This is a genomic window from Dokdonia sp. PRO95, assembly GCF_000355805.1.
Classification (GTDB): Bacteria; Bacteroidota; Bacteroidia; order Flavobacteriales; family Flavobacteriaceae; genus Dokdonia.
Window position 1 is genome coordinate 1,743,469 of record NZ_CM001837.1, and the last position, 14,426, is coordinate 1,757,894.

The 14,426-nt window shown below is 37.9% G+C and carries 14 protein-coding genes; 6 read left to right on the forward strand and 8 right to left on the reverse strand.

From position 1 onward, the window contains the following. Positions 1 to 22: 22 nt before the first annotated feature. From D017_RS07720 to D017_RS07730, 3 genes are read left to right on the forward strand one after another with little or no spacing between them, the layout of a single operon-like run. On the forward strand, positions 23 to 895 hold the full coding sequence (locus D017_RS07720) for an NHL repeat-containing protein (RefSeq protein ID WP_035335739.1): 873 nt from the start codon (positions 23 to 25) through the stop codon (positions 893 to 895). A gap of 5 nt (positions 896 to 900) precedes the next feature. Next, the gene (locus tag D017_RS07725; RefSeq protein ID WP_225969282.1) at positions 901 to 1,668 is read left to right on the forward strand and encodes a heavy metal-associated domain-containing protein; all 768 of its coding nucleotides are present in this window, start codon (positions 901 to 903) and stop codon (positions 1,666 to 1,668) included. Further along, positions 1,665 to 1,868 carry a hypothetical protein gene (locus D017_RS07730; protein ID WP_035335740.1) on the forward strand — a complete coding sequence of 68 codons (204 nt, stop codon included), beginning with the start codon at positions 1,665 to 1,667 and terminating at the stop codon, positions 1,866 to 1,868. Before D017_RS07725 ends, D017_RS07730 begins: the two co-directional genes overlap by 4 nt. Before the next feature lie 117 nt (positions 1,869 to 1,985). Here D017_RS07730 and groL read toward each other — a convergent pair whose 3' ends face one another. The 7 genes from groL to miaB all read right to left on the reverse strand — a co-directional run bounded on the left by groL (position 1,986) and on the right by miaB (position 8,825). Further along, positions 1,986 to 3,620 carry a chaperonin GroEL gene (gene groL, locus D017_RS07735; RefSeq protein ID WP_021778235.1) on the reverse strand — a complete coding sequence of 545 codons (1,635 nt, stop codon included), beginning with the start codon at positions 3,618 to 3,620 and terminating at the stop codon, positions 1,986 to 1,988. A gap of 103 nt (positions 3,621 to 3,723) precedes the next feature. Then, on the reverse strand, positions 3,724 to 3,999 hold the full coding sequence (locus D017_RS07740; RefSeq protein WP_035335741.1) for a co-chaperone GroES: 276 nt from the start codon (positions 3,997 to 3,999) through the stop codon (positions 3,724 to 3,726). Between the two features lie 165 nt (positions 4,000 to 4,164). Next, positions 4,165 to 4,506, reverse strand: a complete 342-nt coding sequence (secG, locus tag D017_RS07745) for a preprotein translocase subunit SecG (protein WP_035335742.1) — start codon at positions 4,504 to 4,506, stop codon at positions 4,165 to 4,167. A gap of 6 nt (positions 4,507 to 4,512) precedes the next feature. After that, entirely contained in the window at positions 4,513 to 5,427 is a 915-nt protein-coding gene (locus tag D017_RS07750; RefSeq protein ID WP_035335743.1) for a hypothetical protein, read from the reverse strand. Positions 5,428 to 5,429: 2 nt separating this feature from the next. Next, a complete protein-coding gene (locus D017_RS07755; protein WP_035335744.1) occupies positions 5,430 to 5,942 on the reverse strand; it encodes an LptE family protein in 513 nt (170 codons plus the stop codon). A gap of 52 nt (positions 5,943 to 5,994) precedes the next feature. Continuing rightward, positions 5,995 to 7,263, reverse strand: coding sequence for a sigma-54 dependent transcriptional regulator (locus tag D017_RS07760; RefSeq protein WP_035335745.1), 1,269 nt, complete (start codon positions 7,261 to 7,263; stop codon positions 5,995 to 5,997). 110 nt (positions 7,264 to 7,373) lie between these two features. Next, the gene (gene miaB, locus D017_RS07765; protein WP_035335746.1) at positions 7,374 to 8,825 is read right to left on the reverse strand and encodes a tRNA (N6-isopentenyl adenosine(37)-C2)-methylthiotransferase MiaB; all 1,452 of its coding nucleotides are present in this window, start codon (positions 8,823 to 8,825) and stop codon (positions 7,374 to 7,376) included. 127 nt (positions 8,826 to 8,952) lie between these two features. Here miaB and D017_RS07770 point away from each other — a divergent pair, with 127 nt between their 5' ends. After that, complete coding sequence (locus D017_RS07770; RefSeq protein ID WP_160164966.1) at positions 8,953 to 9,885, forward strand: lipid A deacylase LpxR family protein; 933 nt, start codon at positions 8,953 to 8,955, stop codon at positions 9,883 to 9,885. A 51-nt stretch (positions 9,886 to 9,936) separates the two neighbouring features. Further along, positions 9,937 to 10,707: a hypothetical protein gene (locus tag D017_RS07775; protein WP_035335749.1), complete on the forward strand. Its 771-nt coding sequence runs from the start codon at positions 9,937 to 9,939 to the stop codon at positions 10,705 to 10,707. 61 nt (positions 10,708 to 10,768) lie between these two features. Here D017_RS07775 and D017_RS07780 read toward each other — a convergent pair whose 3' ends face one another. Continuing rightward, the gene (locus D017_RS07780; RefSeq protein WP_035335750.1) at positions 10,769 to 11,614 is read right to left on the reverse strand and encodes a hypothetical protein; all 846 of its coding nucleotides are present in this window, start codon (positions 11,612 to 11,614) and stop codon (positions 10,769 to 10,771) included. Positions 11,615 to 11,877: 263 nt separating this feature from the next. On the opposite strand from D017_RS07780, the gene topA reads away from it, so the two are divergent. Then, positions 11,878 to 14,424 (forward strand): type I DNA topoisomerase, encoded by a 2,547-nt coding sequence (gene topA, locus D017_RS07785; protein WP_035335751.1) that lies wholly within the window; start codon positions 11,878 to 11,880, stop codon positions 14,422 to 14,424. Positions 14,425 to 14,426 lie beyond the last annotated feature (2 nt).

The following is a 14,426-nucleotide window of genomic DNA, read 5'->3' on the forward strand; positions in this document are numbered from 1 at the left end:
CTTTTTTAAACACAAAACAACTATGAAAAATTTATACATTATACTCATTGCGGCTCTCACTGTATATAGCTGCAAGGAGGAGCCAAAAACTCAAGTCGCTTGGGTGCATACTAAAACAATTAATCTTCAGGGCATAAATCCAATAGGAATTGCACAAGATGAAAATGGACTATGGCTAAGTGATGGAGATCACAATAGGGTCGTTCAAGTCAACCTTAATGGAAGTGTACAGAATACTATAGATTCATTAGATAGACCTATGCACATTGCAGCAGATGCTGGTATTGTATACATCCCGCAATACGGTAATGATGAGGTGTTGTCTGTATTAGGGACTACAAAAAAGCCTATTGTAATCACAGATAGTCTAGATGCGCCTGCTGGTATAGATGCTAGAGGAAACGCCATAGCCATAGCAGATTTTTATAATAACCGTATTTTATATACTGAAGATGGTGTGACTTGGTCATCGTTTGGGAAAGAGGGTAAGGCAGCTGGAGATTTTTACTACCCTACTGATGTGCAAATCACAGATGATGCCATCTGGGTAGCCGATGCTTATAATAATAGGCTTCAAAAGTTTGATAAAAAAGGAAATCACCTGATGACAGTAGGCGAAGATCAAAAGATGAATGCAGCCACAGGTATTTATGTTTCAGATGATGAAGTGTTTTCTACAGACTTTGAGAATAATAGGGTGTTAGTTTTTGATCATGAGGGAAATTTTAAACAAGAAATTAATGATGCTGTTTTAAAACCTACAGATATGTTGTTAGTAGGTGAGATATTATATGTGACTAATTATAAAGGGAAGTCGCTGAGTGTTTATGAGCAAAAAGAAGTGCTCGTAGAAGCTCCTCTTGAGGAGGAACACCATGATGACCATAATCACTAATGGCTATGATAAAGCAAGCGTATACGGTAAAGGGAATGACTTGTAATGGTTGCAGGGCAGGTGTAGAAAAAAAGCTAGGCGATATTGATGGTGTTACAAATGCAATTGTTTCTCTAGAAGATGAAGAGGTTATCCTTATGATGGTTGATCATATTTCTATAAAGACACTGCAAGATGCTTTGCCAGAAAAATATAGCTTGTCATCAAAAATTGTCTCGAGAGCTGCTATTGAAACGCAAGAGAGCAGTTCTGGAGTGTTTGTAAATAGTGAGAAAGCTGCGCAAGTGGTTGAAGAATCAAAATTGCAACAACTCAAACCGTTGTTTTTGATATTGTTTTACATTACAATAGCATCTACATTACTTAATTATAGAGAAGCAAACTGGCAGTCTGCTATGCTAGATTTTATGGGCTTATTTTATATTGTCTTTAGCTTCTTTAAAATGCTAGATCTCAAAGGTTTTTCAACAAGCTTTTCTATGTATGATCCGCTGGCTCATTCAGTACCGGTTTATAGTAGGGTATATCCATTTATTGAAACTATACTAGGGCTTATGTTTTTAATGCGTTTTCAGGTAGAAATAGCACTTATAGCTACTATTGTTATTCTTGGTATTACCACGGTGGGTGTGAGTAAAACACTGTTGAGTAAAAAAGAAATTCAATGTGCATGTTTAGGTACAGCATTAAAACTACCTATGACAGAAGCAACATTTATTGAGAATGCTATTATGATTGTAATGGCAATAATTATGCTTATAAAATTTATATGAAACTAAAGTTTACCACTGCCCAGATTTGCACTATTATTTTAGTGTTCTTCTATATTGTATGGGAATATAATATTCAAGTATATTTAATTGATGAGAATCTCGATTATGGGGTTGAGGTTCGCTATGATTTGATTTTTATTATTCCATTATTGCTAGTTATGATAGGGGTTTCTCTATGGCAATATTTCAAAAAGAAGTAATTACGCTTTCGCGAAAGCGTAACAATAACCATAAAAAAACCTCTGCTTAAAAGCAGAGGTTTTTGATTTTTAGAACCACTCCGGGAGTAGCTCATAAATATATATGGCGATTCGCCATTACATCATTCCTGGCATTCCGCCTCCTCCCATAGGTGGCATTGCTGCTGGAGCATCTTCTTTAATGTCTGTAAGTGCACATTCTGTAGTAAGAATCATTCCTGAAACAGAAGCAGCATTTTCAAGTGCTACACGTGTTACTTTCTTAGGATCGATAATTCCAGCTTTAAGCATATCTGTGTACTCTCCATTTTTTGCGTTAAAACCAAAGTCTTTCTTTCCTTCTAGTACTTTAGAAATCACAACAGCTCCTTCACCACCAGCATTAGAAACAATCGTTCTAAGTGGAGACTCAATCGCACGGTTTACGATCTGCACACCAGTCTCTTGGTCTGCATTTTCTGTTTTGATTTTGTCAAGAGATTTCTTTGCACGCACAAGAGCAACACCTCCACCGGCAACGATACCTTCTTCTACAGCGGCACGAGTTGCGTGTAAAGCGTCATCTACACGGTCTTTTTTCTCTTTCATCTCAACCTCAGAGGCAGCACCTACATAAAGTACAGCAACTCCACCTGCAAGTTTTGCAAGGCGCTCTTGTAGCTTTTCTTTATCATAGTCTGATGTAGTAGTCTCTATTTGAGATTTGATTTGCCCTACGCGAGCTTTAATCATGTCTGAGTCTCCAGATCCGTTTACAACAGTTGTGTTGTCTTTGTCTATAGTAACTGTCTCTGCAGTACCTAGCATATCTAGCGTAGTGTTTTCTAGTGTAAAGCCTCTTTCTTCTGAGATTACAGTACCTCCAGTAAGGATAGCAATATCTTCTAGCATAGCCTTACGACGATCTCCAAAACCTGGTGCTTTTACAGCAGCAATTTTAAGAGCACCACGTAGTTTATTTACCACAAGTGTAGCAAGTGCTTCGCCATCTACATCTTCTGCAATGATAAGAAGTGGCTTTCCTGTTTGCGCCACAGGCTCAAGTACAGGAAGTAAATCTTTCATATTTGAAATCTTCTTGTCAAATAGTAAGATGTACGGGCTATCTAGCTCTGCACTCATTTTCTCACTGTTGGTCACAAAGTATGGAGAAAGGAAACCGCGATCAAACTGCATACCCTCTACAACATCTACATACGTTTCTGTTCCTTTTGCTTCTTCTACAGTGATAACACCTTCTTTACCTACTTTCCCAAAAGCTTCTGCGATAAGCTCTCCTATAACTTCATCATTGTTTGCAGAGATAGATGCTACTTGCTTTATCTTGTCTGAAGAGTTGCCCACTTTTGCAGTTTGCTTTTCTAGATCTGCAACGATAGCCTCTACTGCCTTATCAATACCTCTTTTAAGGTCCATTGGGTTTGCACCAGCAGCTACGTTTTTAAGTCCTTCTGTTACGATAGCTTGTGCAAGTACTGTTGCTGTAGTAGTACCGTCACCAGCAAGGTCATTAGTTTTTGAAGCAACTTCTTTTACCATCTGTGCTCCCATATTTTCAAGAGCATCTTCTAGTTCTATTTCTTTTGCTACAGTTACACCATCCTTTGTTACGTGTGGCGCTCCAAAAGATTTTGAAATAATCACGTTACGACCTTTAGGTCCTAAAGTAACTTTTACCGCGTTTGCAAGTTTATCTACACCACGCTTTAATCCGTCGCGTGCTTCTATATTAAATTGAATGTCTTTTGCCATTTTCTTTTTACTTTTTCAGAGGCTTTAAGCTGTATGCTCTAAGCACTATGTTTAAAATATTTTAATTTTTTCTTAGTACGCTTTCGCGAAAGCGAATACCTATTTATACAATCGCAAGGATATCATCCTCTTTCATAATCATATAATCTGCACCGTCAAATTTTAGTTCACTACCCGCATACTTTCCGTATATAACAGTGTCACCCACTTTAACGGTCATCTCGTGATCTTTTGTTCCAGATCCTACAGCTACTACTTTACCTCTTTGTTGTTTTTCTTGTGCGCTATCTGGAATATATAAACCAGATGCTGTTTGAGTTTCTGCCGCAACAGGCTCGATTACAACGCGGTCTGCTAATGGTTTGATTTTAATTGCCATTGTTATAGATTTAATTATTGAGTTGAATTGTTTTTGTAACGCTTAACTGGTTACGCGAGCGTAAAAGACAGAAATTATGCCACTCACTAAGCACTGACAAATTTTCATAAAACAAAAGAGCCAGCTAAAATAGCTGGCTCTTCTAATATGTTATGTTATGAGAGTCTATTGATCTCCTCCATTGTCAGGAAGGTTTACCGGTGCTGGTGCAGGAGTAGATTGCTCTACAGCATCTGCATCAAAAACTTGAGACTCATTTCTTACACTACCGTCAAAAATACTTAGGTTACTTGCAAGAATTAATACTAATAAAATAGTCGCAAGTGCCCATGTAGCTTTGTCAAGAAAATCTGTTGTTTTCTGAACACCACCCATTTGTTGTGTCCCGCCACCTCCAAAAGAAGAAGATAATCCGCCTCCCTTAGGGTTTTGTACCATAATAACGACTACAAGAAGGAAAGCTACTATAATAATCAATCCTAAAAATATATAAAACGTAGTACTCATAATATTCTAATCTTTTTGTTCTTCAAGTTGTTCTACTGCCCGAATTTGGTCTGCAAAGAAACCACTTTTTTCTGGATATTTCAAACTTAAAATGCGGTATGCTTGTTTTGCCTTTGCAAAGTTTTTTTGCTCAACATAAACACGTGCTAAAGTCTCTGTCATCAGGGCGTCAGGAGAATATGGCAACTCTTTAATAATCTTCTTTTTTTCTGACTTAACAGATTTTATGGCGCTTATTTTTGGATTTGTTTCTATAAAAGAATCTATGATTTTGCGCTTACGCTCCTTGCTATTGTCTTCTTTTTTGAGAGTTAAAATCTCGACATTGTCTTCACTTCTTGTTGATTCGGCATCTTCTTTCGTGTCACTAGTGTCAACTCCAACGGTGTCATCTTGAGAACGGTCAATAGGTGTGAAAGAAGAAAGCTGTAGCCACTCAGAAAAAGAATGTGCTTCAGATTTTGTAAAAGGAAGTGGTTTGCCTACTTGAAGTGTATCTTCTGCCTTTGCCCTAGTCATTATAGAGTCTTTTTTCTCTACAAATAAATCTGGGTCAAGAATTTGAGAGGCCTTCGCTTGTTCTTCTTGCTCAACCTGTACAGATACATCTAGTGCATCTGTTATTTCTAAATCCCTTAAGAGTTTTTCTTGATCTTTTATTTGAGTACTTACAGCCGTCTGTAAGAAATGCTCAGATGTTATGTAGTCAAAAAGTACAGCTCTATCTGCCGTGTGACTAGCTGTACGTTTTAGTGCTTTGTTATAAGCAAAGCTCTCTTGGTTTTTTAATCCTTTTAAATACAGTGCGTGAGCACTTTGAAAAAATGGAAATGCATCAATGATAGTGCGTAACTCGCCTGTCTGCTCAGTATTAATCTGGTCAGGATGTTCTAGTAAATATGTGTATTGTTCTGTAGTCATTTTTACCAGCGAGCTAGTGATGCGTTAAAAACATCTTGAGTGATACGCTCGTAAATTTCATCTAAGGCGCCATCGAGTGCACTACCTACTAATTGTGTCTCGCCAGGTACATCTGAGAAAAATGAAAACCTACGTTCAAAATCATACTCACCATCCTCACGAGTATTATTAAAAAATCTAACATTTACAGTAACTGTAAGTCGATTTTGTGCTGCTAGATTTTCAGATGTAGAAGCTTGTGGTGCAATGTAATATTCTATTATCTCGCCTTCATACACTACATCTGCGTTGCTATTTGTAAGCACTAGTGGTGATTGGTTTTGGATAATATCTCTAAGCTGTTCTGTAAACTCTCTATCTATTCCAGGCTCAACAATTGCAGCCTCGTTTTGAAAAAAGCGAACTTCAAACGTCTCTTCCTTATCTATAGATACGCCACTTAATGAATACATACCACAGCTTTGAATGGTCAAAGCTGTTATGATTAAAATGAATAGGTTATTTAAAGATTTCATGTGGTGTATGGTAAAACGATAATTTTTGAACTTTGGTACAATACGTTTGCTGCTACAAGTCAAACTGCTTAATTTTTCTATATAATGTGCGCTCGCTTATGCCTAGTTCTTGAGCGGCCACTTTGCGTTTGCCTTTGTGACGTTCTAGAGATTTCTTGATAAGTTCAAGTTCCTTATCGTGTAGCGATAGTGTTTCTTCTTCCTCGATTTCCTCTGCAAAATGATATGGATCTGTAGTAGGCTCTGGTTGAGGTGGAGTAGGGGTTTGTGCTTGTGATTTTTGAGGTATCTGTAGCACGTCCATTACTTCTTCTACGGTTTCATAAGAATCATCGTCGTCATCATAAATCTTCTTAATGAGACTTTCATTCTCTTGGCGTACATCTTGCGTATTCCCGTTTTTCATTAACTCTAGTGTGAGCTTCTTGAGATCATTCAAGTCGGCTTTCATGTCAAAGAGGACTTTGTATAGAATCTCACGCTCGTTTGAGAAGTCAGACTTTTCTTGAGACTTTACGATAGCAGGAAGTCTAGATCCTGTGTCGGGAAGATAGTTACTTATAGTTGCTGCCGATACTTCTCGATTAGTTTCTAGTACAGACACTTGCTCTGCTACGTTGCGTAGCTGGCGTATATTTCCATTCCATCGATATTGTAAGAGCAATTGTACAGCCTCGTCAGAAAGTCGTATGGTGGGCATCTTGTACTTCATCGCAAAGTCTGATGCAAATTTTCTAAACAGTAAGTGTATATCTCCTTTACGTTCCCTCAATGGTGGGAGTGGGATGTCTACAGTACTCAGTCTATAAAATAAATCCTCACGGAACTTCCCTTCCTCTATGGCTTCAAACATCGAGACGTTAGTTGCTGCAACGATGCGTACGTCTGTTTTTTGTGTTTTTGAAGAACCTACTTTTAAAAATTCCCCATTCTCTAAAACTCTTAATAAACGTACTTGGGTAGGTAGCGGTAGTTCTCCAACTTCGTCTAGAAATATAGTCCCACCATCTGCTTCTTCAAAGTATCCACTTCTTGTAGTGGTAGCACCTGTAAATGCACCTTTCTCGTGTCCAAAAAGCTCACTGTCTATCGTTCCCTCAGGGATTGCCCCACAGTTTACAGCAATATATTTGTTGTGTTTTCTATGAGAAAGCGAGTGTATAATGCGAGGGATACTCTCCTTTCCTACTCCAGATTCTCCTGTCACCAGTACAGAAATATCTGTAGGAGCCACTTGTATAGCCTTTTCGATAGCGCGATTTAGTGCAGGATTATCTCCTATTATGCCAAATCGTTGTTTTGTGGTTTGTATTCCTTCCATAGTAAACGCCCATTACAGTGGGTATCTATTTGATTAGTATAAAATATGTTACGCTTTCGCGAAAGCGTTATTCTAACAAAAAACTATTGCTAGTGCATCACTTTTGGTTTTTATTGCCAGTACTCTGCGTAGCCTGTTGCCTCACCTATAAGTGTGCCTGTTGTACATTCATTAATTTTTACATTAACGAAGTCGCCTACTTTGTAATCTCCTTTTGGGAAAACGGCAACGACATTCTGATCATTACGACCGCTCCACTCATCTTTATTCTTTTTTGACTCCTTTTCTATAAGAATCTCTACCGTTTGATCTTGGTAGCGAAGTAAATTGTCCCTAGAAATTGCTCTTTGTAGGTCAATCACATCTTGTAGGCGTCTCTTTTTTACCGCTAGCGGGATGTCATCTTCCATCTTACGTTCTGCCAGAGTACCTGGACGCTCAGAGTAGTAAAACATAAAGCCAAAATCATATTTTACATAGTTGATAAGATCAAGAGTGCCTTGATGATCTTCTTCGGTTTCTGTAGGGAAACCAGTAATCATATCTTGACTAATTCCAATATGAGGGATTAGATTTTTAATATTATCAATAAGAGTTTTATACTCTGAAACCGTATGCTGACGATTCATTAATTGTAAAATCCTATCGCTTCCAGACTGAACTGGCAGGTGAATGTAATTACATACATTCTTGTGCTTTGCCATTACCTCTATCACATCAAGCGTCATGTCTTGAGGGTTTGAGGTAGAGAAACGTATGCGCATTTTAGGCTGAGCCTTTGCAACGGTGTCCATGAGCTGTGCAAAATTTACCGCAGTAGCCTTTGCCATTTCACTAGCTTTATCAAAATCTTTCTTGAGTCCGCCGCCATACCATAAGTAGGAGTCCACGTTTTGACCAAGTAGTGTGATTTCTTTAAAACCTCTATTAGCAAGATCTTGTACTTCTTCTAGTATAGACTGAGGATCACGGCTACGCTCGCGACCTCTCGTAAAAGGAACGACACAGAACGTACACATATTATCACAACCACGAGTGATTGATACAAAAGCAGTAACACCATTAGTTAATAAACGTACTGGTGAGATATCTCCGTAAGTTTCTTCTTTGGATAAAATTACATTTACTGCATTTCTACCTTCTTCTACCTCGCTAAGTAAGTTAGGAATATCTTTATAGGCATCTGGACCTACTACGAGATCAACTATTTTTTCTTCTTCAAGAAATTTGCTTTTAAGACGCTCTGCCATACAGCCTAGCACTCCTACTTTCATATTAGGATTTTGCTTGCGCTTTACGGCTTGGTATTTTTCTAATCGTTTACGTACAGTTACCTCTGCCTTCTCACGTATAGAACAAGTGTTTACGAGTACGAGATCTGCTTCTTCAAGAATTTGAGTAGTATTATACCCTTCATTTGCAAGAATGGAAGCCACTACCTCGCTATCTGCAAAGTTCATCTGGCAACCGTAACTTTCTATAAAAAGCTTTTTTGTGTTCTCAAGTTTGCGCTCTAGTGTAAGCGCTTCCCCTTGTTTGTGTTCTTCTATTATTTTTTCCATCTGCTTATTCGTCCAAAATCTTTGTCAAGGTTTATGCAAAGATACGTCTAATGTGGAGTTGTGACAAAGTGGCAGACGTCAAGAATTACATAAAATTCTCGTTATTTGCTTTTATAAAACCCGAAGATTGCTACATAAACTATTTATCTTATCGTTGTTACTAGTCATTCAGACTGGTTATTCCCAATCTGTTGAGGAGACTAAAACACAACGATTGTTACAGCAAATCGCTGTGCAGCATGATAACGACTTTGTCTTTGCTATAGATCGTTATTATACAGCAGGAACATTCTTAAGTTATAGTAGGCAATTAAAAGGAGACTTTATTTTTAAAAAGCAAGAGTATCCGCTGCAATTAGATGTTACATTAGGTCAGGAAACCTACACGCCTAGGGAACTTTTTGAAACTAATTTTGATTTTTTTGAACGTCCATATGCAGGGTATCTTTTTGTAAAAGGCTCCGTTTCAAAAGCGCAAGAAGATGTGCTTTTTAAAATTGATGCAGAACTGGGACTTGCGGGTGAGCAGTCTAAGGCAGGCGATATACAAGTTGCTTATCATGAACTTATCAATGAATTCATACCTGTTTGGGAAGGTGAGATAGGCAATAGTTTGCATTTTAATGGCTATGGAACTTTTGTTAAAGACTATCATTTAGAAAATTCTAATTTGTTTAAAAACGTTGCATTTCAGTCTACGGTAGCGTTAGGTACACGAAGAGTTTTTGTAAGACAAGAAGCGCTCCTTTTCATAGGTGATCGTGATGTGGTAGCTAGCTCTTCGGCTTTTGGGAGATTGGGACGTAAGCATGAGTTTTATGGCTTTGCGGGAGTAGGAGCAGAGTATGTATTTCTTAACGCACTTATTGAAGGTCATCCCTTTGGAGATGATTCTCCCTTTACATTACCTGTAGTCTCAACCCTCTTGTCTTTTAAATCTGGTATTACGTACCGTGGAGAAAAAAATCTATACAGTGTTGTTTATAATTTTCGAACAAGAGAAACAAAACGCGAAGGCAGAAGTCAGTATGTTGCCTTGCAATTTGCTAGGAGATTTTAGTCTGACTGTCGATTAATCTTATATTTTTACGACCTTAATAAAAGATAAAAAATGATATTATCAGATATGCTTGTCAAAATTAGACAAGCACCACATATTGATTTTGGAGACTTGTTTGGTCGAGCGATTGATTTGTTTCAAAAAGTATGGCTTCAAGGTTTACTTATGCAAGTGTTAACGATTGCTGTTTCTTGGGGAGTGTCTATGGCGGTCATGTTGCCTATGGGCTTAGGTGGTGCTTTTATAGAATATGGCGATGTCTCTTATAATGATGATGAGGTAGGTATCGTTGCAGCTATTCTTATGATGGTGATGTATGTAGTGATTCTAGTGGTTATGTCTGTAGTCAACTTTGCACTTCAAGCGGCTTTTTACAGAATCATACGTATGAAAGACCGCAACCGAAGTGGAGATCGCGGAGTAGGTTTCGGGATGTTTATCAAGAAAAAGTTTCTCAAGAAGGTGTTAGTACTTTCAATGATGCAGGTGGGGATTGCTGTGCTAGCCACCCTGTTTTTTATAATTCCATTGTTTTATGTGTTGGTGCCGTTACAATTTGCCATTGTGATATTTGCTTTTAATCCTGATTGGTCCGTAAACGATATCTACAAAGCAGCTTTTGCACTAGGGAATAAAAAGTGGGGAATTACTTTTGGGACTTGTGTTGTTATTGGTTTTCTAGCTATTGTCGTTGGGGTTATGGCCTGCTTTATTGGTGTGTATGCAACCGTTTCTGTTGTCTATTTACCGGCTTACCTTATATATAAAGGTGTGGTTGGTTTTACGGAAGATGAAGATATGATTGCTCAGATAGGAGCGTAGTAAAGTTACGCTTTCGCGAAAGCTGCTATAAACAGACTTTTATGATTTAAATAAAAAGCAATTAATTAATGTAAACATTCTTGACAGCCTTCTCTTCAAGCTTCTTAAGTTTTTTTTGGCTTTTTCTTAGAAATAGAGTAATACCGATACCTAGTTGATCACCACTTAGAGAATAAGTTCCCTCTGTGCGTTCAGATATTTCTAGATTGTCAAAAAGATATTCTCCAGTGAAATAATTAGGTATAGCTTTCTGGTAAATGATAGACACTTGATATAAAATAGGTTTAGTCATATAATAAAAACCTGGACTAATCTTTAGATTTGGATAAATAGGAAATTTACGTGTTTGCCCCCTTATTCCAAAAATCTCTCTTCTCTCGTTTAGATCTTCTACAAAAGCGCTTACTGTTCCTTCTACCGAACCTTCTCGTAATAAGGTTAAGTTTACGCCAATTCTAGCAGAAAAATAGATTCTAGATCCCATCTGCTTTTTCAGTTCCATTTCAAGTGGTACTGAAATTATGAGTTGACCTAAAGTACGCTCGTTAGATTCAAAATTCGTAAATCCTGGTATATCCCCATCTGGTAGTCTAAATTGAATACTTTCTAAAGGCAGTAAATTAAGATGTACACCATATCTAAATGAAAGCTCTCTTTCTGGTTGAATTACTTTATTAAAACCAAAATTTACTCCAGGAATGCTATTTCCTTTAATATCAATGTTTCCTAATGTTCTAGTGTAGTTAGGGGCTCTGTTTAATACGGGATTAAAGGTGAATCCCCAAGTTTTATAACTAGCAAACTCTGGAAATTTATTTTTACTGTTTTGAGCGTAGGTCTTTTGTTTTGTTACAAAAATGAGAAGAATAGCAACTAAAATTTTTGTAAATCGAGATGTGTTTATCAAGTTAATTCAGGTTTTTGTTGCTAGTTGTTATTTGCTTTGCTCATAATAACCGCCAAACTCGGTGTTTATTATGTTGGTTCCTAAAGGATTTCTTTTTTTTGAGCGTTTTTTTTTGATTTTTTATTACGCTTTCGCGAAAGCGTAATAACCCCACAAAACCGTGATTTATGATGCTTCAAAAATTGAAATATCACAGAAATAATGCCCTTGCGGATTGCGATATAAATAAAACATCTACTTTTGTACCCTGAAAAATAAGATGTATGGCAAAGAATCTCGTCATTGTGGAGTCACCTGCAAAGGCTAAAACAATAGAAAAATTTCTAGGCTCTGACTATAAAGTTGAGAGTAGTTTTGGGCACATAGCAGACCTTCCCTCTAAGGAGTTAGGCGTTGATGTAGATGGAGATTTTACTCCTAAGTATAAAGTCTCAGACGACAAGAAAAAAGTGGTTAAGAATCTAAAAGCACTAGCAGCAAAAGCCGATATGGTTTGGCTAGCAAGTGATGAGGATCGCGAGGGTGAGGCCATTGCATGGCACCTCGAGCAAGAGCTTGGATTAACTGCAGACCGCACGAAGCGCATCGTTTTTCATGAGATTACAAAGACTGCGATTTTGAGAGCAATCGATAATCCGCGACAGATTGATTACGATCTCGTAAATGCACAACAAGCGCGTAGGGTTTTAGATAGACTTGTAGGTTATGAACTTTCACCAGTGTTATGGAGAAAAGTTAAAGGAGGGCTTTCGGCTGGGCGTGTGCAATCTGTTTCTGTAAGACTTATTGTGGAGCGTGAGCGCGAGGTGTTGAACTTTGAGCCAAAGGCATCTTATAGAGTAGATGCAGAGTTTACAACAGAAGATGGGAAATCTTTTAGAGCAAAACTTCCTAAAAATATTACTACTAAGAAAAAAGCACAGGAATTTCTTGAGAAAAACCTAAAAGCAACTTTTAAAGTAGATGCGCTTACAAAAAAGCCAGCCAAAAAATCACCAGCACCGCCCTTTACAACTTCTACACTACAACAAGAAGCGAGTAGAAAGTTATACTTCTCTGTGAGTAAAACGATGAATATGGCGCAACGTCTCTATGAGGCAGGGCACATTACTTATATGAGAACAGATAGTGTAAACCTATCTAAAGATGCAAAAGCCGGTGCGCAAGCAGAAATACTAGCTGCTTACGGTAAAGAATTTCACAAAGAGCGTAACTATAAAGGGAAATCCAAAGGAGCACAAGAAGCTCACGAAGCGATACGCCCAACAGATTTTTCTAAACATTCTGTAAATATGGATCGCGATCAAATGCGTCTGTATGAATTAATCTGGAAGCGTGCTATTGCTTCACAAATGAGTGAGGCGCAACTAGAACGTACTAATGTTCAAATAGCTTCTAGTGCTGGTACAGATAACTTTACTGCAAATGGAGAGATTTTAAAATTTGAAGGATTCTTAAAGGTATACCTAGAGGGTAGTGATGATGAAGATGTGGAAGAGACTGGATTACTTCCAGATCTTAAAACAGGAGAGGCGTTGCTTAACAAATACATTACCGCAACAGAACGTTTTACGAGACCACCATATAGATATACAGAGGCTTCGTTAGTAAAGAAATTAGAAGAGCTTGGTATCGGTCGTCCATCTACTTATGCACCTACTATTACGACGATACAAAATCGTAAGTATGTGGAGAAGGGAACTGTAGATGGTAAAGAGCGATCATATGATGTTTTGAGTCTTGAGAATAACGAGATAAAAGATAGAACCTTAACAGAAATGGTAGGTTCAGATAAAGGAAAGCTAGTTCCTACAGACGTGGGAATGGTAGTAAATGATTTCTTGGTACAGCACTTTGAAAATATTCTTGATTACAACTTTACAGCAAAAGTCGAAGCAGATTTTGATGATATTGCAGAGGGTAAGCAGGAGTGGACGAAGATGATGAAGGATTTTTACACAGATTTTCATCCTCATGTAAAAGATGTTGAGAAAAATGCAGAGCGTGAAGTAGGTGAGCGTATTCTGGGTAAGGACCCAGAAACGGGTAAGCCAGTAAGTGTTCGTCTAGGGAAATTTGGGCCTATGGTGCAAATAGGCTCTGTAGAAGATGAGGAAAAGCCACGTTTTGCAAGTTTAGGACCAGATCAAACGCTAGCAAATCTTACCTATGAGCAAGCAATGGACTTGTTTAAGTTGCCTAAAGATTTAGGGACTTTTGAGGAAGAAGAAGTTTCTGTAAATAATGGACGCTTCGGGCCTTATGTGAAGTTTGGAGCAACTTATGTCTCATTACCTAAAGGTCGCGATCCAATGGATGTAGACCTAGATGAAGCTATTGTATATATAAAAGAGAAGCAAAAGGCAGATGCTCCTATCTATATGTATGAGGATTTGCCAGTTCAGAAAGGTACAGGTCGTTTTGGCCCTTATATTAAGTGGAATGGTATGTTCATTAATGTAAATAAGAAGTATGATTTTGATAACCTTTCTGACGATGATATCGTAGAGCTTATAGAAATTAAGAAGCAGAAGGAGATAGATAAGGTTCTTCAAGACTTTCCAGAAGAAGGCATTCGTGTAGAAAAAGCTAGATGGGGTCGTTCTAATATCATCAAGGGGAAGACTAAAATCGAACTAAGTAAAGATATAGACGCGGCAGCGCTTACCTTAGATGAAATTAAAGCCTATATAGAGAAGAAAGCGCCCAAGAAAAAAGCAGCAGCAAAGAAAAAGGCTCCGGCCAAAAAGAAAGCTACTGCTAAGAAAAAGGCGCCTGTAAAGAAAAAAACGACTGCAAAAAAGAAGTAATA

Bases quoted from the DNA above. Each gene is read 5' to 3' on its own strand.
- D017_RS07720 (WP_035335739.1), top strand. From the start codon at position 23: ATGAAAAATTTATACATTATACTCATTGCGGCTCTCACTGTATATAGC.
- D017_RS07725 (WP_225969282.1), top strand. From the start codon at position 901: ATGATAAAGCAAGCGTATACGGTAAAGGGAATGACTTGTAATGGTTGC.
- D017_RS07730 (WP_035335740.1), top strand. From the start codon at position 1,665: ATGAAACTAAAGTTTACCACTGCCCAGATTTGCACTATTATTTTAGTG.
- groL (WP_021778235.1), bottom strand. From the start codon at position 3,620: ATGGCAAAAGACATTCAATTTAATATAGAAGCACGCGACGGATTAAAG.
- D017_RS07740 (WP_035335741.1), bottom strand. From the start codon at position 3,999: ATGGCAATTAAAATCAAACCATTAGCAGACCGCGTTGTAATCGAGCCT.
- secG (WP_035335742.1), bottom strand. From the start codon at position 4,506: ATGAGTACTACGTTTTATATATTTTTAGGATTGATTATTATAGTAGCT.
- D017_RS07750 (WP_035335743.1), bottom strand. From the start codon at position 5,427: ATGACTACAGAACAATACACATATTTACTAGAACATCCTGACCAGATT.
- D017_RS07755 (WP_035335744.1), bottom strand. From the start codon at position 5,942: ATGAAATCTTTAAATAACCTATTCATTTTAATCATAACAGCTTTGACC.
- D017_RS07760 (WP_035335745.1), bottom strand. From the start codon at position 7,263: ATGGAAGGAATACAAACCACAAAACAACGATTTGGCATAATAGGAGAT.
- miaB (WP_035335746.1), bottom strand. From the start codon at position 8,825: ATGGAAAAAATAATAGAAGAACACAAACAAGGGGAAGCGCTTACACTA.
- D017_RS07775 (WP_035335749.1), top strand. From the start codon at position 9,937: ATGATATTATCAGATATGCTTGTCAAAATTAGACAAGCACCACATATT.
- topA (WP_035335751.1), top strand. From the start codon at position 11,878: ATGGCAAAGAATCTCGTCATTGTGGAGTCACCTGCAAAGGCTAAAACA.